The 18,085-nt window shown below is 47.9% G+C and carries 14 protein-coding genes; 11 read left to right on the top strand and 3 right to left on the bottom strand.

Translation table 11 applies throughout. The annotated features are described in order from the left end of the window. Nucleotides 1–20: 20 nt before the first annotated feature. The 3 genes from ACO08I_RS04385 to ACO08I_RS04375 all read left to right on the top strand — a co-directional run bounded on the left by ACO08I_RS04385 (nucleotide 21) and on the right by ACO08I_RS04375 (nucleotide 3,587). Nucleotides 21–1,535, top strand: coding sequence for a SusD/RagB family nutrient-binding outer membrane lipoprotein (locus ACO08I_RS04385; RefSeq protein ID WP_421948608.1), 1,515 nt, complete (start codon nucleotides 21–23; stop codon nucleotides 1,533–1,535). 509 nt (nucleotides 1,536–2,044) lie between these two features. Further along, nucleotides 2,045–2,923, top strand: a complete 879-nt coding sequence (gene rlmF, locus ACO08I_RS04380) for a 23S rRNA (adenine(1618)-N(6))-methyltransferase RlmF (RefSeq protein WP_421948607.1) — start codon at nucleotides 2,045–2,047, stop codon at nucleotides 2,921–2,923. A gap of 211 nt (nucleotides 2,924–3,134) precedes the next feature. After that, nucleotides 3,135–3,587 (top strand): hypothetical protein, encoded by a 453-nt coding sequence (locus ACO08I_RS04375; protein ID WP_421948606.1) that lies wholly within the window; start codon nucleotides 3,135–3,137, stop codon nucleotides 3,585–3,587. A gap of 33 nt (nucleotides 3,588–3,620) precedes the next feature. On the opposite strand, the gene ACO08I_RS04370 is transcribed toward ACO08I_RS04375, so the two are convergent. Next, nucleotides 3,621–4,532, bottom strand: a complete 912-nt coding sequence (locus ACO08I_RS04370; RefSeq protein WP_421948605.1) for a metallophosphoesterase — start codon at nucleotides 4,530–4,532, stop codon at nucleotides 3,621–3,623. A 685-nt stretch (nucleotides 4,533–5,217) separates the two neighbouring features. Between ACO08I_RS04370 and ACO08I_RS04365 the strand changes: the two genes are divergently transcribed. Further along, entirely contained in the window at nucleotides 5,218–6,435 is a 1,218-nt protein-coding gene (locus ACO08I_RS04365; protein WP_282777646.1) for an ISL3 family transposase, read from the top strand. Nucleotides 6,436–6,645: 210 nt separating this feature from the next. Here the strand turns inward: ACO08I_RS04365 and ACO08I_RS04360 are convergent, their stop codons facing one another. Together ACO08I_RS04360 and ACO08I_RS04355 are read right to left on the bottom strand one after the other, a co-directional pair. Beyond that, nucleotides 6,646–7,464, bottom strand: a complete 819-nt coding sequence (locus ACO08I_RS04360) for a hypothetical protein (protein ID WP_421948604.1) — start codon at nucleotides 7,462–7,464, stop codon at nucleotides 6,646–6,648. A 2-nt stretch (nucleotides 7,465–7,466) separates the two neighbouring features. Continuing rightward, a complete protein-coding gene (locus ACO08I_RS04355; protein ID WP_421948603.1) occupies nucleotides 7,467–9,146 on the bottom strand; it encodes a MotA/TolQ/ExbB proton channel family protein in 1,680 nt (559 codons plus the stop codon). Between the two features lie 251 nt (nucleotides 9,147–9,397). Here ACO08I_RS04355 and ACO08I_RS04350 point away from each other — a divergent pair, with 251 nt between their 5' ends. From ACO08I_RS04350 to ACO08I_RS04320, 7 genes are all read left to right on the top strand, one after another. After that, complete coding sequence (locus ACO08I_RS04350; RefSeq protein ID WP_421948602.1) at nucleotides 9,398–10,312, top strand: formylglycine-generating enzyme family protein; 915 nt, start codon at nucleotides 9,398–9,400, stop codon at nucleotides 10,310–10,312. A gap of 27 nt (nucleotides 10,313–10,339) precedes the next feature. Beyond that, a complete protein-coding gene (locus ACO08I_RS04345; RefSeq protein ID WP_421948601.1) occupies nucleotides 10,340–13,510 on the top strand; it encodes a COR domain-containing protein in 3,171 nt (1,056 codons plus the stop codon). Next, on the top strand, nucleotides 13,507–14,307 hold the full coding sequence (locus ACO08I_RS04340; protein ID WP_421948600.1) for a hypothetical protein: 801 nt from the start codon (nucleotides 13,507–13,509) through the stop codon (nucleotides 14,305–14,307). Before ACO08I_RS04345 ends, ACO08I_RS04340 begins: the two co-directional genes overlap by 4 nt. A gap of 6 nt (nucleotides 14,308–14,313) precedes the next feature. Continuing rightward, nucleotides 14,314–15,132, top strand: a complete 819-nt coding sequence (locus ACO08I_RS04335; RefSeq protein WP_421948599.1) for a formylglycine-generating enzyme family protein — start codon at nucleotides 14,314–14,316, stop codon at nucleotides 15,130–15,132. Between the two features lie 197 nt (nucleotides 15,133–15,329). Further along, a complete protein-coding gene (locus tag ACO08I_RS04330; protein ID WP_421948598.1) occupies nucleotides 15,330–16,097 on the top strand; it encodes a formylglycine-generating enzyme family protein in 768 nt (255 codons plus the stop codon). Nucleotides 16,098–16,626: 529 nt separating this feature from the next. After that, nucleotides 16,627–16,944: an HNH endonuclease signature motif containing protein gene (locus ACO08I_RS04325; RefSeq protein WP_421948597.1), complete on the top strand. Its 318-nt coding sequence runs from the start codon at nucleotides 16,627–16,629 to the stop codon at nucleotides 16,942–16,944. 63 nt (nucleotides 16,945–17,007) lie between these two features. Then, entirely contained in the window at nucleotides 17,008–17,997 is a 990-nt protein-coding gene (locus ACO08I_RS04320) for a putative phage abortive infection protein (protein WP_421948596.1), read from the top strand. Nucleotides 17,998–18,085: the final 88 nt, after the last annotated feature.

The raw sequence follows: 18,085 nt of genomic DNA, 5'->3' as shown, positions 1-18,085 counted from the left end.
TTCAACTAAATTACTTTGAAATGAAGTATTTATATATAATTGTTCTTACGACAATCGGTCTCTTACTGAGTTCATGTCAAGAGTTTCTTGACATCAATGCCGATCCTAACAATCCGCAGGAAATCCCGTTGGAGAGCCGTTTGATCGGCGCTATAACAATGACCAACGGAGCAGCGATGTGGAGAGGGGCCCGAGAGGTTTCCGCAGTATGCCAATATACCGCTTCTGGCAATGAAACTAGCGCACCAGAAACCTGGCGCTTTACCTCTAGCTATTTTTTCTGGCAAAACTCCTATACCTGGGCTATCCCCAACTGTGTCGATATGGTCGTGATGGGCAAAGCTGAGGGAGCGCCTCATTATGCAGGAGCTGGCCGTACATTAGAAGCACTGGTTTTTGGAATGCTAACGGACCAACTCGGTGCGATCCCGGTCAGCGAAGCCTATGATGGCGTTACTACAGCCCGCTTGACCCCTGCATTCGATTCTCAGGAAGAAGTGTATGCCCAAGTCATCGAAAAACTTGATGAAGCAATAGCACTTTTTAACGAGACAGAAAATGCCAAAGGGCTAAATCTGGACAATGGTGACATCATGTATCAAGGGGATATCGATAAGTGGCGGCGCTTTGCTTATGCTCTGAAAGCCCGCTACCTGAATCACTTAAGCAAAAAAAGCATATACGATCCTCAGGCAGTCATCGAAGCGTGTAGCAATGCCTTTAATTCGGATGGCATGGATGCGGAATTCCCCTATTTGGATAACGGTACAGCCACTGAGGCTAACCCTTGGAGTGATAAAGGATATGGTGGTTTCACCAGCGCAACTGCACCGCGCTATTTCTCCTTTACTCAGTTTTTTGTGGACCTCATGAAAACAGCACCCGTCACCAACGATAGCTTATTAGACCCCCGAATTGGGATCATCATGAATCCTGCTCCATCAGACGGGGAATTCAGAGGCCTGATACCGGGCCAGGGAGTTCCAGGAGGCATAGAAGTCAATGGGGATGACTATGGAAGAGTCACCGGAGGTTTTTATAGCCGGCCCACTTCTCCATTCCCTTTTATCACCTACGCAGAAGTCAAATTTATAGAAGCGGAAGCACGGCTTCGTTCAGGAGACAGCGGCGGAGCACTTGCCGCTTATCAGGAAGGAGTGAGTGCAAATATGCGCAAGTTGGGCGTAGCAGGTGATGACATAACTTCTTATTGGAATACCTTGGTTGACAATGGTGTGCAACAGCACTTCGATGACCTCACCTCCGGACTTAGCCATATCATGCGGCAAAAGTATATCGCGCAGGTCTTCAACCCGGAAACCTGGGTAGACATGCGACGAATGGATTACAGCCAGGAAATCTATGGCCCTTCTCTTAACAGGCCGACAAACCTGAATCCGCTCTTCAACGAAGGCGAGTGGATCCGCGCTATGATAGTGGAAGGTAACGAGGAGGTACGAAATGGAGCAAACGTAGGCAATAACACTCCTGTCTTCCGGTTGAAAACACCACTTTGGTGGGATACTCTCGATTAAATGTAACTGGTGGCCTGTCAAGGCTAAAACTAAGGGTTGCCGGCGGCGACTTTTGAGGCTACTCTTCCCTGCCTGACTGTGTCCAGCCAGGCAGGGTTGGGTAACCCCTAACATAGCGCTGCTATGCGCGGGAATCCCGCAGATGTTGCGGGACAGGCTATCCACCCCGCCTACCTTAGTACCTAAGTACGGTCTCCGGTAGTCAAAGCCAAAAGGCGACGAGACACGGACAGGTTGATTAGCCTCAAAATTCGCTCCCACTCAACCCAGAAATTAGCACCTGACAGACCACTAGATTACTCATGAGTAGTATGCATAGATGTTCTCCTGTAAACTCAGTTTAGTGGCCACTCCCTTTTGCGCCTTTTCCGGCTGGAGGCGCACGCAGTTATTTGATCAGCTGCCCCAAAGTCTGGAAATATTGAATAGCAATAGTATCACCGCTACCTCACATGTCCAGAATATCTGCTACCTTGCTTCCGCCGGTACGGCTTCACAAAACGATTCCTATGAGCACGTTCCATCCCCGCAATCTTCACCGCGATGGTTATGATTTTGACAGGCTTACGAAAGTCTATCCGTCCCTGCAGCCATATGTGACCAAGAACCCTGCTGGCGAGCCCACGATCTCCTTTTCGGACCCGGAAGCCGTGAAAGCGCTGAATACCGCCCTGCTCATCGGGCACTATGGTGTGCAGCACTGGGACATTCCCGATGGCTACCTGTGCCCGACAGTGCCGGGCCGGGCTGATTATCTACATCATCTGGCGGACCTTCTGGCAGCCGGAGGCCCCCTGCTGAGGGGCAAAGATATCCGCATACTGGACATCGGCACGGGCGCCAACCTGATCTACGCCATCCTTGGGCAGCGCATTTACGATTGGTCTGTGGTGGGCACGGAGGTGGATCCGCTTGCGCTGAAAACAGCGAAAGCCCTGATCGGCATCAATCCGGTACTGCAAAAGGGCATCAGGCTGCGACAGCAGAAAGATCGCCGCTCTATTTTGGAAGGGATCATCCGTGAGCATGATTTCTTCCATGCTACCGTATGCAATCCGCCTTTTTACGCATCCGAAGCGGAGGCAGCTGAGGCCAACGCCCGCAAACGGAAGAACCTCAAGCTCGGCAAGGTAGGCAGAACTGTGGCCGGGCAGCCTGCGGAGCTGTGGACGGAAGGTGGGGAAAGGTCGTTTCTCTTACAACTTATCAGGGAGAGCCAGGCCTACGGTCAGCAGATCGGCTGGTTTACCAGTCTGGTGTCCCAAAAAGAAAATGTGGAACCCCTGGGGCAGGCTTTGGAAAAAGCGGGAGCCAAAGCGGTGAAGGTCATTCCACTGGCTGCCGGACAGAAGCGCGCGCGGGTGCTGGCGTGGCGCTTTCAGGAATAGGGGCATTGCGCTGTTTGCAAAAGCCCGGCATTTGTCCAGGTATCCGTCCTCACTCCAAGCCGCAGTCCGATTTTAACAAATCCATAGTACTTCCGGCATTATTAACACGTTCTTAATACCCGTTAAACTGGGATTAAACCCCTTCCGGGCACTAGGGGTCAGTTGTTGAAAGGCATATCTTATGGTAAAGATTAAACCAAACCCGACCACCATGAGAACCCTTCAGTTTATAGTCGCCCTGGCCATCATCACCACCTCCTTTTCCTGCTCAGATTACGCCCGTCTGGAACGCAAGGAAGACCGCCTCATTGGCGCGTGGGAATTTGATAAAGCCTTCTACCGTGGCCATGGGCAAATCTTCCGAGACAACGTCATCGATCAGTTCAACGGAGACATCATCGAATTCTACGAAGACTACACCGCAATTTACGATGACTACAGTTCAGGCATCGTCTACGCCGGAGAATGGGAACTCTTCTTTGACCGCCAATGGGAAGGTGATGATACAGACATCGAGTTCTTTCTGGATATGTACTTCTTTGACCCTTACGGCCAGGAGTCTTTTGCCTACTTCACCTGCGTGAATCATATTAGCAACAATAAGCTACATATTGAGGCCCGTACCCGTCATGGTTTGTATACTTTTAAGCTTCGGCGGTTGTAGAGCTTATGAGGGGTGCAGGCACCACCACTGCCTCTACACCCAAACCAATTTCCCCTCATTCAGTTCCAGCTCCCCATCAAACCGGTAAGCAGTGAGCACCCCGCCCTTCGCCACGCTATAGTCTAGGCAGCAGGCATTGGGCGTCAAAAGCTCAGGCGTGCCCTTCAGCCAGTAGTGACCGAAGAATACCGGGCGGCTTCCGGTAGGGTAGTGGGTGGCCTCAATATCCCGGAAAGGCAGGTGGTCGAGCCCCAGTCCCGGGATGACGCTCATATCCTGAAAGGACTGCCCCTCCGGGTTTTGCCACCACTTGATGCGTATTTCGCGCCGCTCGTGCCCGTCTTTATCGTGGAAGTTATAGCCTTCCGGCAAGTCGGCTTCCCTGCCTTTGCAGGTCACTTCCACCCAATGGTACAAATCGGTACCCTTTTCTGCCGCTTCGGGCAGTAAGCTTTCCGGAAGGACTGCTCCGCCCAGCGTCTTGTGTAGCTTCCTGATCACCGCTTCATCCCAGCAGGCATGTACAGCACGTAAGTCTTCCGTTTCCAGGAACAGCGGTAGTGTCCTGAACCACGCAATAGCCGAGTCATAGTCGCCCGGCTTGTCACGGTACTGCTCCAGCGTAGCGGCATGCTGATGCGTATTCTTGGCCGTATGCGGCCGCAGGTACCCGCCTCCTTCCTTTGGCGTATTGTAGCAGATCGCATTGAACTCGTGGTTGCCGCACAAGGCAACCGCACTCCCCGCATCCACCATCGCCCGGACGATATCCACCACCTCCGGGCTGTCCGGCCCGCGGTCGATATAGTCACCAACAAAGATGATTTTGCGGTCGGGATGGCGGTAAGCACCGTCTTTGCGCTCATAGCCGAGCTTTTTCAATAAGGCTTTCAGGCGGTCGGCGTGGGCGTGGATGTCGCCGATGAGGTCGGTTGGGGTGGTCATTGGTTGATTTTTTATTACACATGAGTCAGTGCGTATCTTCCAATAACGTCAGAATTCAGAAAGTTTTTTTCTAAGCCTCTCGCGAAATTCCCGAAATTCTCGAATTTCTCGTTGCTTCTCAAGGGTACTAAAGTTCTTTATATGCCTGTCATCTACCTGAGAGTGGCATTCGATACAAAGGCACTGTAGATTACTTCTACTATTGTTTGTTTTCTCGTAGGCTACTTTGTGATGAACATGCATTAAATGATAGTATTTGGGGTCTGCAATATGTATGTTACACTTTTCGCATGTGAAGTTTTTCGTTTTTCGGAATGCAGTGCTGATCTCCTGCCAATTTAGCGTATAGCCATTTTTGTCAGTTCGGGTTTCCTTGTCTTCTGATTCTTCCATATCAAGAATAAAATCTGCAAAACTTTTTCCAGTCAAATCTTTAGCTGTCTTTTCCTTGAAAATAGATTCGCAGTATCCGCAAACATCAAGGGAAACTTTTTTGTAAAATTCAAATGTTTCACTGCAGGTGATGTTTACTAAATCCTGATTCGAGGGCACGTAGGGTAATCCCCCTTTTACTTTTTCACATTGAAAATAGTGTCGTTTAGGTAGGCCATAACTAGCAACTCTTGACCTTTTTAGATATAAAAAGGCTCTTCGCCATTAATAGTGGGTTTCGTATTTTTAGCAGATGAAAGACACCGAACTATTTGCAGCAGCCTTAGCGCTAAAATCACCTTGGTATATCAAGAAAATTGACTTTCGAGATACAGCACAGGGAGAAAAGGAACTCCATATCGAAGTAGACCACCATAAGCGGGTCAAATTTGAGTACGAGGGCGAGCTGTGCCCTGTGCACGATCATCAATTGCGGAGTTGGCGGCATCTGCGTTTTTTCCAACATGACTGCTATCTGCACGCACGTGTGCCGCGGGTGAAGACGGAGTCAGGAGAGGTACGCCTGGTAGCTGTGCCCTGGGCTGAGCCGGGCAGCTCCTTTACCCTTTTGTTTGAGCTTGACGTTCTAAAGCTTATGGATAAAGGGATGAGCGCCTCTGCAGTTGGCCGCCACTACAGCTTTGATTCCCGTATAGCTAGCCGTATAGTGGGCCGCCATGTAAGCAACGCTTTGGCTACTCAGGAGCTAAGAACGGTCAAGGACCTGTCTGTCGATGAGACCTCACGAAAGAAAGGGCACAACTACCTGACCATCCTATGTGACCGGCAAGCTAAAAAGGTAGTAGGCGTATCTCGGGGCAAAGACCAAAAAGCTGTAGGCCAAGCACTTATCGATATGGAAGCACGTGGCGCAGACAGGGCTACAGTACGGTCAGTGACTCTAGATATGTCACGCTCCTATATCGCGGCCTGTGAGTCCTACCTTCCACAAGCCGAGATGGTTTTTGACCGCTTTCATTTAGTCAAAAAGCTTAATGAAGCTATTGATACTATTCGAAGAGCAGAACAAAAGCAGTTTAAGGAGGCGCTCAAGCACAGCCGGTATTTATGGCTGCGCAATGCCAGCAAGTTATCTCAAAAGCAGCAACAACGCCTGGACTTGTTAAAAGAAGCATTCCCCAATCTAGGCCAGGCCTACCGGCTCAAAGAGCTATTCCGGGAAGTTTTCGATGCGGCTCAGTTCACCAAGCGCCTCAAGCCGCTCAATGAGTGGATAAAGATGGCTTGGGACAGCGGGATCAAGCCCATCCAGGAGTTTGTCAATATGCTCCATGACCATTGGTACGGTATTAAGACCTACTTCAAAAGATTGGCAAATAATGCTTTCGCTGAAGGGGTGAACCTAAAGATTCAGGAAATAAAGAGAATTGCCAGAGGCTATCGGAACCCACACAATTTCATCCTGATGATCTATTTCAAACTCGGAGGACTTGATTTGAAAATCCACTAAATATGGCGAAGAGCCTATAAAAAGGACCGGTAACGCTGATTCCCGGAAGCAAGAAAGTAGGCTCCATGATCTAGGACAACACCTGCACCGGTCATGCCAGCATCGAAGGAGGGACTTGCCCCCCGAATCACCAGAGCTTCCTGAGCCTCTCGAGTCGATCCAATTAGTTCCCCCAAGTAGGTGTCGAACTTACCATTTCTAAAATCGTACTCATTCATCGTTGAAAAGATTATTTAGCTTCATCACCACTTCTTCATTGGTTGTCACAACTGAAAAAGTTACTCGTCGGGAGCATGCCGGGCAGGGTGCTTCATTAGAGTTATGCACAAAGCGGCCGTTCATATCAATCATTCGTGTATACCCCATCCCGGTAGTAGTCATTTTAAAGTCCAGCTCCCCCTTTATACTGTCAGGTAATGCTTTATAAGTGGGGTGGGTACGTACCTTATTTAAGATTACCCTGGCTCTATCCTGTGATCCCTTCAAAATGGTCAAAAAAGGTTCATTCGATTTGTAGGCATGCCCCTCAATTCTGACTTCCTTTATTTCTTTCCAATACCCTCCATCAACTAGCAGACTGATGTACTTTTCAATAAATTCATTAAGTACTGCTTTGAAATCAGGTAGCATGGTCGCTTCACTTGGATAGAATTTTGCCTTTTGCTCCTGAAAGCTAATGGTTAATGTTGTGCTATCAAGTAATGCACCCCATTCGTCGAGATCGTCCCCCAGTTTATCTCGCAAAAGGTGATATACTTCTTTGTGCATATTCCTGTAGTTGCCCATGATTTTCGCTACAGAATCCTGTCGGTTTTTAAGGCGGTCATGTTCTTCCACCACTTGTGTTAAGACGAACTGAAGTGAATCCTTTGATATCTTTAGTGTCTTCGCAATATCATCAACGACTTTGGTTGTTTTTTGTGCCTCAAGAATATAGGCTACAGCAATAAACATAAAGATGATCATAAGCCCTGCCATGATATCCGATATCGAAACCCACTGCTGTTCTTCACTGAATAGGTTCCTCATCCTTAATTTTGATTTTGTACAGTTATCTCAATTGTTTTGTTGCTCTCGATATATTGCACGTACTCCATAATTAGTCTATCAAGGTTCTCGAAGCTTTTGTCTAATGCAGTTGTAATGCGCTTGTCAAATGAATTGTCCAGGATTTGCCACTCTTCCATTTTGATTCTTTCAAGATTAGCCAGATGGGAATTCAAGGCTGCTATTGCGCTATTGAACAATTGCATAGCATTATGCAAACTTTGTTCTCGTTGCAGCCATTCTGTAATTATGGCTTGTTCCTCCTCGGCATTTTTGGAAGCATTTTCCATCAAAGTTGCTGTATCCTTGATTTTATTCATAAGCTGCTGAAACTGACCATCTCCAAGTGCCACATTTTCCAGCTCTGTCAAAATTTGTGCTAACTGACTCTCAGAATCTACCAACTGGCTGATTAATCCGCTTATGTTTGAAAGGGTGCTATCGGTTTGAGACAGAGAACCAACAACTTCGCTTAGTCGGTCAACAAGAGCTCCAACTGCTTCGCGATTGGCATAGTGCCAGGAATTAATATCATTTAGCGCGTTCGTAGTAGTCGCTAGCGCATTCTCTGCACCCGCCAGCCTTTCTGAAGTTGCTGAAAGACGATTGACAGAAGACGTTACCATATCTCCTAACTGAACAAAACGTTCATCTTCTATCATTACCGTTTTCAGTGCGTTCAGAATTTCCTGTAGCTCACCCTCTGAACTTGAAATAGCAGCTACATGCTCAGACATACGTTGCAGTGAGCCTGCCGTTTGATCCAACTGTGATACAGCCAGAGGTACTTTTTCCTCTATCGCCTGTGTAAATTGATCGGTACGGTTCAACAGGAGGTCGAGCTTGTTGTACAGGGTATCCACCTGTTGACGGTTCTCCTGTTGCCAGCTATTGAGCGACTGTACACTTTCATTAAGTTCCTTGAAGTTTTGATTGACGAGGCTGGTGATTAGGTCACTGAACATATCGTTGAAGTCTTTAACCAGTCTCTCCATTGCCTCACGGAGCGCCTCTGTATTCGCCTGCGCCATCAATTCGCTAAATTCGGTGAATTTATCCCGCATGAGTTGATGGTTCTCGTTCAGTGATTTAACCATCGCCTCGGTATTTTTATTCGACTGTTCAGAAGCTTCAATAAGATGTTTATTTGTATCCTGAATCTCTTTTAGAAGTTTTTGAGTTGAATCGGCATTTGTTTCCTTGATTGTCCTTTGGTTCTCAGATAGACTTTTTGATATCGCCTCCAATAATGTATGCTGCTTTTCCGCTTCCACTCTTAAGACCTCTAATCGCCGGGATTCTTCAGAAGTAGGAAGCCTTATTGCATCGCCTTTTGAATGCAGTATGCTCCTCATAAACAAACCTGAAACAAAGGATAAAAAGATTCCGATAATGGAGGTCAGGAATGCTAGCTTCATTCCATTAAGCAGTTCTGTAATACTACCTTGGATATCATCCACCTGGAAATCATTCAGACCAATTGCTATGCCAAGGAAAGTTCCAAAAACGCCTATGGTTGTGAATAGACCGGGAACGCCTTGTAATAGGTAGGAGTTAACTTTTTCGGGATACCAGTTTGCCTTAATCAGATAAAATAGGGAGAATACAAACCATCCAGCTAACAATCCATACGGTAGATAAAATACTAGCGCTTCGTAGTTCATTTTTGTGGTTTCGCTTTGTTTAGGTATAAAAGGGGTATACGGATTCCCGGTATCAATGTTACGGACTGCCGATAAATTTCTAACCTATGGTGGTGGACATTACACCTCATCTGTATCTTTCAAGGACATTTGAGCGGCATTGACTTCAGTTCCATGAGCAGAAGGCTTGGAAGACATCTTCCTATATGAAAAGTGCTAAAGCGATACAGAATAAAAAAGATATCTATCTTTCCAATTCAAAACCAAGCGCTATGTCCCACATCTACCCCGATTCCTACCGCCACCCCCTCCCCAACGGCTTGTACTACGATATGGTACGGGTAGGCCCGGGCGTGTTTGTGATGGGCAGCGAAAGAGAGGAAGCTTATGCTCGGGAAAAACCCGAACATTTGGTACGCATTACCCAAGGTTACTACATCGGTATATACCCGGTTACTCAGGCAGTCTGGAAAGTAGTTATGAATGGGCACAACCCTTCCCACTTTGTTGGAGATAAACGTCCCGTAGAGCAAATCTCTTGGCAGGAGATTGTAGAGGTAGGGCAAGATGATGAAGTATCGCAAAGCTTTCTGTCCCGGTTGAATACACAGTATCCGGTAGCAGAGGGAGCTTTGAAAAACTTTGGATTCCGATTACCAACGGAAGCAGAGTGGGAATACGCTGCAAAAGGTGGGCATAGAACTGCGCTTTCGTCAGAACAGGTGCAGTCGTTTTTTAAAACCAACGAACCAAAGGCAGCGGGGCCGTACTCTGCATATGCCGGTAGCGATCAATTGAAAGAGGCGGGATGGAGCGATTTAAACAGTCATGGAGAATCCAAGCCTGTTGGTCTTCGGGAACCAAATGAATTGGGATTGCACGATATGAGTGGAAATATATTTGAATGGTGCCAAGACTGGTTCGATAGTGATTACTATGGGTCCTGTAAAAAACAGGGCATACTAGAAGACCCTCAGGGGCCTGATTCGACCCAATACCACGCCTACCGTGGCGGCTCTTGGGACGGCTACCCACGGCTCTGTCGTACGTCCTTTCGTGGCGATGGGCGCTCGACAATCCGCAGCTACAACGTCGGTTTTCGTTTGGTGTTGGCTCAGTTCAGCGGAGCGAAAATTTGGAATCAACTATTGAAGCAGAATGGATATCGAAAGCTTTTTTATATTTGAGTTTCCATCAATGTCAATAGTAATCCTATGCCCCAGCCCGCTATCATCGCAAAACTAGAGCAACAACTCCGCATCCCCATCGCTCCATCTGATGCGCCCGACCTCAACGCATTCATGCGCTACGGGCGCAAGGATAAGGACAATAGTCAGTATTGGTTAAAAGACGGTACACTTACCGGTCTGAAGCTGCGCACGCTGGGCTTGCAAGATACCAGCTTTCTGGAAGCACCGGAACTGTCAGGCTTACAGGGCTTGTACCTGGCGGAAAATGATTTCTCGAGCCTGCATTTACCCGAGTCATTGCAGCAACTGCAGCTGCTCAACCTTGCAGATAATAAAGTACTACAGACGCTGGAATTTGCCGGAGCTATGCCCCAATTGGAAGAAATCGACCTCAGCGATAGCGGCATACAGGCACTGCACCTACCGGACTGCCCGGCCCTGCAAAAACTGGATGCAAGCCGCTCCAGGCTGAAAGCGTTTTCTTTTGCCTCTGCCTGCCCCAAGCTGTGGTGGCTGGACTTGAGTGGGAATGAGGGGCTGTCTAGTTTGGAGCTGCCGAGCGGGTTTGAAGCATTACAATACCTGTATTTGTACAAGAGTGGTATACAGGAGCTACAAATCGGTGGTAAGCTGTCGAAGCTTATTGTACTGGACCTGGAAGGCAACCAGTTAAAGCAGTGGCCGGAAAAGTTCTTGCTGCCGGAAGGCTTGGAAACGCTTTACCTGGAAGGTAACCCCATCGAGAATATCCCGGAAACGATCCGGGGTAGCGGTGAACGCCATAATTCGGTGGAGGATGTGCGGCAGTACCTGCTTTCTATAATCGATGAGGAAAAGAGGGAATACCTGCATCAGGCAAAGATGATCTTGGTGGGGAACGGGGAAGTAGGGAAAACGTCTATTCGTATAAAACTGCTAGACCCGAAAGCACCTCTGCCGGAGAAAAAGGACCGCACTGCTGGTTTGGATATTGTCCCCTATGAACTCAAGCAGCTGCCTCAGGATTTGACAGGCTTGGATGAACCTATTGACTTCCAGCTCAATATCTGGGACTTTGGGGGGCAGGGGAAATACCGGGAGGTTCAGCAGCTCTTCTTTAGCCCGCAATCTTTGTACCTGTTTGTGACGGCCTGTGATGATACGCCAGAGGAAAAGGAAAGCTACGTCGCCTTTGACTATTGGATGTCACTGGTGCATGCCCTGAGCTACGACCGGGAACAGAAGCGTTCCAGCCCGGTCATCCACATAGTGAACAAGATCGATAAAGAGCGGATGGATATTGACCAAAGGGCGCACAACCGTTTTGGGAATGTGGAGGAATTCCACGCGATCAGCTGTAAGGAATTGACCAATTTTGAGGCTTTGCGAAAGGCCATTCCTCGAGTGTTGCCAAAGGTAGGCCAGGGCATCTTCCGCGATCAGTACAATGAAGACTGGCTCTGGGTTATGGAAGCGTTGCAGCGACGGCAAGCAGAGCAGCATATCACCTATCAGGACTACCTTGAGGTGTGTAAAAACCGCCTGGATGAAAAAGAAGCCCGTGCATGGCTCCGCATCCTGGACAGAATCGGGACGGTCATCTACTTTGGCGAGTACGAAAAGCTTAAGGACTGGATCATTCTCAATCCGAATTGGGTGAAGCAGGCGGTCTTTGAGGTGATCGACAGCGGAGAGCGCAACCCCGTACCTCAATGGCGGTTTGAAAAGCAAATCTGGAGCCATTATTCCGAACCAGAAAGGGAAAAGTTGCTGGAACTTTTGCAAGCCTATGACCTGGCGTATGTAAAGGAGAATGCCTACCGGGAGCAAGAGTTTGTCATCCCAGCCTTACTTGAAAAAGAAGCTCCAGATTATGAAGGGTTATTGCCACAAGAGGCATCGCCTTTGAAGCTGCGTTTTGCCTTTCAGCCTTTCCTGCCTGCGGGTACCGTCAATAAGCTGATGGTGCGGCTTAAGGATCACATCTACCGGGGCTTGATGTGGAAAGACAACGTAGTGGTCCACCATCCCGACACCAATGCCTACGGGCACATCAAAGAAGACTGGCAAAATCATTTTGTCAATCTTTCGCTCTACGGCGAAGACCTTGCTGTACTTTATGGGATGGTCGCCTCAACACTCGAAAGCCTCAACGAGGATTTTAAGAACGCCAAGTTTTTGAAAAGCCTCGACTTTGTGGTAGAAGGATTTGACGGTGAAGAGTGGCTGGGGCAGCGATTCCTGCAAAAACTACATACTGATACTTTTTGCTTCCTTTGGGAGCAGTCTCCTACTAAAAAACAACACCAGGATATGCCAACAGTAGATCAGGTAAGGGCGCTAGTGGCCCGCAGTCGAATTGATGATGCTATAGCTGCTTTGAAAGCTTTGGTGCCAGCAAGTTTATCAGCAGAAGTATTAGGGCTAGAAAGCCGCTACAGCAAGCTTCAAAGGGATAGCCGAATGGGTATCCTGTCAAATTCAGAGCAGAACCTTGAACGAAATCAAATCGTAGCTGCTATTTTAGACTTGGCCGGGGAAGCGGACCGGGAAGCCGGTTCACCTACTCCTCCTCCAACTGCGCCACCTTCTCCGGGACCGGATAGTGGCAAAAAGAAAATCCTCTTTATCTGTTCCAGCCCCAAAGGCAAAAACCTGTTGGATTTTGGGCAAGACTTCAAGCACATAGAAGAAGCCCGGCAATTGGCAGACAATCGGGACAACTACGAAGAGCCAGTCATTAAAACCAGTGTGGAGACAGATGACCTTCTGCATATACTCACCAAGTATCAACCCGACATTCTCCATTTCTCCCTGCACAGCTCCAAGTCGAAAGGACTGTACTTTGAAAATGCTATTGGTGATCCGGAGCCTGTTTCCGCTGAAGATTTTAAGGACATCGTTGAAACCTACATCAGTGACCCGGATGGAAAGGGAAAAATAGAGACGGTCATTTTATCCTGTTGCAATTCTGCGCCCTACGGCCAGGCGATTGCTGAGTTTGCTGACCACGTAGTGGTTACCAAAGATTTCTTTCCCGATGAAGCAGCCGTTGTATATACCAGAGATTTCTACAAAATGCTATTCAATGACAAAGACATCGCTTTCGCTCACCGGGTAGCCCAAACGGCAATAAAGCGGAAAAAGTATCCAGCAGATGGCTACCAATTCCCCATTCACGAAATTCCAGAACTCATTAAAAACAAGCCTCAATGATGAAATACCTGCAATCCCATCTGGAAGAGCAAGGCTACTTGTTTGTAGCGCTGCCGAAGCCTGATTTGGCTCCTCTTCACTTGCTCACTGAGCACAAAGGGCATTTAGAAGAGTACGATGGGTTACTGCTAGACCTATTCGAAAAAGATGAGTCACCGTTTCCGTTAAAAGAGCGCCAACTTCCGGATTTCAGCGGGCAACAGCTGCTTCAAACCGATTGGTCAGCGGGCGCAGACTTGTTGAGTGGCCTCTTCAAGTTTTTTCAGCAAAAAGAAGACAAGCTACAAGCCAGCCTAAGCGGAATGAGAGGATTGATCTTGTCCTTCGCCTACGAAAACATCGAAGAAGAGCGGGTCAGCGAGCAAGCACTGGATAATTTTCTGGCAGGATCGCTACCTAAGCAAAAAGGCTTTGAGCGTTCGGTGGAGCGGCTGCAAGATGGAGAGCTGTATGTACTGACCTCCGTACTGCGTAGCAATCAGTTTACCGTCACCATCAACTGTCAGCGCGAAGATCAAGGTAAATTAGAGGTAGCCGTCAATGAAATCGTAGACGCCCATGCCGGTGTGGAGCGCAAGCAAGGCAATAGTTTTAGCCTAAAGGCAGAAGGAGAGCAGTCGTTTGTCTTTGCCTGTCGGGCGGCACAAGTGCTTTATAACAAAAAACAGTGGTTCCAATTTTGGAAAAAAGACAAAGATGGCTTCCGGATTGAAAAACGCGATGGCATGGTGGTGAGAGGAGAAGAAGACTTTGCAATACAGCCCCTGCAAGTCCCTGGCGGCCTACTAAAATTCTAATACCGGATGCCAAAAGAGGGAGACTATCATACCGAAACCATCAACAAGCATACCTTCCGCCTGCGCTACCTGCCTGGCGGTATATTTGATATGGGGAGTAATAAAAGCCGTGAAAGACTCATCCACCAAGTAGAACTCTCGCCCTTTTACATCGGAGAATACCTCGTGACGCAGGCGTTCTGGAAAGCAGTGATGGGGGCAGAGAATAACCCCTCTCAGTTTATTGGTGATGATCGCCCGGTAGAGCGAGTATCCTGGATCGATATCGTGAAAGGAAATCAGGATAACGATGGTCAGCCTGCTTTTTTGCAAAAGCTCAATGAATGGACGGAAGCCTCGCGCCCCAAAGGATATGCTCATAGGCTCCCTACAGAAGCGGAGTGGGAGTACGCAGCTCGCGGCAGCCGGCAAGTCCGTATGGACGCAGCCTACGGTAGCGGTCAAGCACGAGGTGGCGAGCCTTATGAATACGCCGGGAGCGATCAATTGAAAGAGGTAAGCTGGTATTGGGGAAATAGCTATGGCGAAACGAAAGCAGTGGGCCTGAAGCGTCCGAACGGTTTTCAACTGTATGATATGAGTGGTAATGTAAGGGAATGGTGTATGGATAAATATTCTGATTCCTTTTATCAGGAGTGCTATGATCAGGGTATCGTTAAAGATCCGCTTTGCGATGATAAAGAGGCCCGGCTCCGCGTGGGCCGTGGTGGCTCGTGGGACGACGACCCGCAGGGCTGCCGTGTATCCTATCGCTTTTCCAGGCACCCGGCGTTCCGCTACAGCCTTGTCGGTTTTCGTTTGGTGTTGGCCCCTGTTCAGCGGTAGCGAAGCCAGCCTACGGAGCGGAATGGCCACTGCGCTTAAACTCGGAACGGAGAGTTTTGGGCGTAACGCACAAATCCGACGCACGAGTTTATGCCGACACGAAGTCATATTTGGTCCCAAAGTCCTTCGTCGTCGGTATAGCCGTGGCCGATGGAGTGCAGAAGGCTGGCTGAGCGGAAATTTGGAAAAATGAGAGTATGGAGCAAAAGGCAAGATATCATAGGGAGGCGGTGAATGGGTGTGCTTTTCGGATGCGGTATTTGGAGGGTGGGGTGTTTGAGATGGGGAGTAATGAAAAAAGTGAAAGCCCCATCCACCAAGTAGAACTTTCGCCTTTTTACATCGGAGAATACCCGGTGACGCAGGCGCTCTGGAAAGCGGTGATGGGGGTGAATAATAACCCCTCCAGGTTTATTGGGGAAAACCGACCGGTAGAGCAGGTGTCCTGGCTCGATATTGTGGAGGGGAATCAGGATGGTAATGGCACGCCGGCCTTCCTGCAAAAGCTGAATAATGCAACGAAATTCACCCGCCCTGCCGGGTATGCCTACCGGCTGCCCACAGAAGCAGAATGGGAATATGCAGCTCGTGGTGGCGAGCCTTATGAATACGCCGGGAGCGATCAACTGAAGGAAATAGGCTGGTATAGAGGAAATAGTCATGGCGAAACGAAAGCAGTGGGTCTTAAGCGCCCCAACGGATTTCAACTGCACGATATGACTGGCAATGTATGGGGATGGTGCTTGGATAAATTTTCTAATTCCTTTTACAAGGAGTGCTATGATCAGGGTATCGTGAAAGATCCGCTTTGCGATGATGAAGAGACCCGGTTCCGCGCGCTCCGCGGCGGCTCGTGGTACAACTACCCGCAGCGCTGCCGTGTATCCTATCGCAGCTACTGGCTCCCGACGTCCCGCTACAGCCGCGTCGGTTTCTGTTTGGTGTTGGCCCTAGTTCAGCGATAGCGAAGCCAGTCTACGGAGCAGAGTGGCCCCGGCGCTTAGCCCGACCTACAGAGTAGAAAGTCAAGGCGTAGCGCCAAGTTTTGAGCAACAATCAAACCCTTCCTAAGTGAATATGCTCAAATGAAACTCCCTTTGCCAAATTTTTAATCGACCGGGACTATCGAGGGGGTGTTTTTTAAAACATTTAGACAGTTCAGCTGGGAGTTATAAACAATATGTGGAAAAATACTACCACACTTTGCTTGCCTTGCTGTATGTTTGGGCATAAATTGCGATGAAACAAAAAATTGAATACGGTAAACAAAAAAATCCTCGCGAGGCTGAGCACCTGACGAGGACTGGATGAGTGTGCGACTCGCAGAGGGCTTACCACCCATCTTGCTCGTCGAACAACTATTGACATAAACAAATGTAGAGATTAATCTACAGTATTAAAAGCGCTCATCCCTTCTTATTGGCTCCGGAGTTTATTGTGCCTTCCTCTTCGTTAGTTAGCAATGCGAAGGCTGTAACTTCAATACTTAAATAAATGAATTTGTTTTTAAGAAAACCGGGGACTAACCGGTTTGGCAGTAAATTTTCAGACCGTGAAGTCGAGGCCGTTTGGCAGAAGGGTCAAGTCATCCCTGGGGAAAATCCCAGCTTTTATCGGAAAGATGCTTGTGGTGCTATTATGTATCGTTACCATTATGGTAAGCAAGTCAATAATGGTTGGGAAATCGATCATATCAAGCCATCAAGTAAAGGTGGCACTGATGATCTATCTAACCTCCAACCTATGCAATGGGAAAATAATCGCCAGAAAGGTGATAATTACCCAAACTATGAATGTGCTTTAACGGCGTAGAATTACATTTATGTAGAGTGCTGGCTGGAAGGCTGGCACTCTTTTCTCAAAATCAGAACTAAGATGGTCAATCGTTGGAACCAATTTTGGAATAAATATGGTTTGTTCGGAACAATACTAATTGGCTTTTCAATCCTGTCAATTGGCATAGGAGGCTATGCCGCTATACAGTTTTTGATAAAAATCTCCCCTCTGTTTCATATTGCTCAAGGCGGAGAACCTATTGATCTAACTGCTACAGGAACTACCGGTGACTTTATTGGTGGAGTGACAGGCTCTCTTTGGTCGTTGGCTGGAGTCTTGTTGTTCGTTTTAGCGCTTCGGATGCAGAGTAAAGAGCTGAGTCTTCAAATTGAGGAGATGCGCGAAACCAAAGAGGTCTTTCAACTTCAGCAGTTCGAGATCACCTTTTTTAATTTGTTGAAGGTACAACAGGATATAAGACAAGAGCTTTATGACCAGGATAGGAGAAAGCCGTTTTTCAAGTTTCGCGTTTCAGCACTCCATAACTGTTACAATACACTGGAACAAGGAGTTTCAATGAACATAGCAAATATGGGCACTTCAGCAGGCAAAGAGGTTGCAAAAAGAAGGCAAACAGGAATGCAGGTATCTCCAAAAGATATTGCTGTAGCTGCCTATGCAGAGATTTTCCAGCAGCATCATGACCAGCTTGGGCATTATTTTCGGCACTTATTCAACATCCTCAATTTTATTGAGCAAAAAGAAGCAGAAGAACTATCCTCTACCGCTCCCAGTGAAGAACAAAGCGCACAAATTCAAAGTAAATATAAAAGGTACGCCAACCTGATACAGGCTCAAATGACGACTTCAGAGTTGAAATTGCTATTCTACAATGCCCTTTGCTTTGGAAAGATGAAGCGGCTCATGCATAAATACGATTTTCTGGAAAACCTTTCCCTTGAGGATCTATTAAAGCCTGACCATGGTTCCTTCTATGCAGGCACATTTGATCAATCCGGGGAACAACTCCCTCCTATCCATTTCAAAAAAAGGGGCGATATCTTTTTTAGCTCCCTATCCGGGAATTAATCAAAGTGCTCCATCTGCTGCCCAAACTGGTAATCCTTACTCAAATTCCTTTCCCAATCCGCGGTTTTTATCCCAGCGCTTAGTAAAT

The sequence above is a fragment of the Phaeodactylibacter xiamenensis genome (genome assembly GCF_965229835.1).
Classification (GTDB): Bacteria; Bacteroidota; Bacteroidia; order Chitinophagales; family Saprospiraceae; genus Phaeodactylibacter; species Phaeodactylibacter xiamenensis.
The sequence above is the reverse complement of the archived record's forward strand: the minus strand, read 5'-3'. Positions and strand labels throughout refer to the sequence as shown.

Excerpts from the sequence above, each read along its gene's own strand:
- ACO08I_RS04385 (WP_421948608.1), top strand. The coding sequence starts at position 21 with ATGAAGTATTTATATATAATTGTTCTTACGACAATCGGTCTCTTACTG.
- rlmF (WP_421948607.1), top strand. The coding sequence starts at position 2,045 with ATGAGCACGTTCCATCCCCGCAATCTTCACCGCGATGGTTATGATTTT.
- ACO08I_RS04375 (WP_421948606.1), top strand. The coding sequence starts at position 3,135 with ATGAGAACCCTTCAGTTTATAGTCGCCCTGGCCATCATCACCACCTCC.
- ACO08I_RS04370 (WP_421948605.1), bottom strand. The coding sequence starts at position 4,532 with ATGACCACCCCAACCGACCTCATCGGCGACATCCACGCCCACGCCGAC.
- ACO08I_RS04365 (WP_282777646.1), top strand. The coding sequence starts at position 5,218 with ATGAAAGACACCGAACTATTTGCAGCAGCCTTAGCGCTAAAATCACCT.
- ACO08I_RS04360 (WP_421948604.1), bottom strand. The coding sequence starts at position 7,464 with ATGAGGAACCTATTCAGTGAAGAACAGCAGTGGGTTTCGATATCGGAT.
- ACO08I_RS04355 (WP_421948603.1), bottom strand. The coding sequence starts at position 9,146 with ATGAACTACGAAGCGCTAGTATTTTATCTACCGTATGGATTGTTAGCT.
- ACO08I_RS04350 (WP_421948602.1), top strand. The coding sequence starts at position 9,398 with ATGTCCCACATCTACCCCGATTCCTACCGCCACCCCCTCCCCAACGGC.
- ACO08I_RS04345 (WP_421948601.1), top strand. The coding sequence starts at position 10,340 with ATGCCCCAGCCCGCTATCATCGCAAAACTAGAGCAACAACTCCGCATC.
- ACO08I_RS04340 (WP_421948600.1), top strand. The coding sequence starts at position 13,507 with ATGATGAAATACCTGCAATCCCATCTGGAAGAGCAAGGCTACTTGTTT.
- ACO08I_RS04335 (WP_421948599.1), top strand. The coding sequence starts at position 14,314 with ATGCCAAAAGAGGGAGACTATCATACCGAAACCATCAACAAGCATACC.
- ACO08I_RS04330 (WP_421948598.1), top strand. The coding sequence starts at position 15,330 with ATGGAGCAAAAGGCAAGATATCATAGGGAGGCGGTGAATGGGTGTGCT.
- ACO08I_RS04325 (WP_421948597.1), top strand. The coding sequence starts at position 16,627 with ATGAATTTGTTTTTAAGAAAACCGGGGACTAACCGGTTTGGCAGTAAA.
- ACO08I_RS04320 (WP_421948596.1), top strand. The coding sequence starts at position 17,008 with ATGGTCAATCGTTGGAACCAATTTTGGAATAAATATGGTTTGTTCGGA.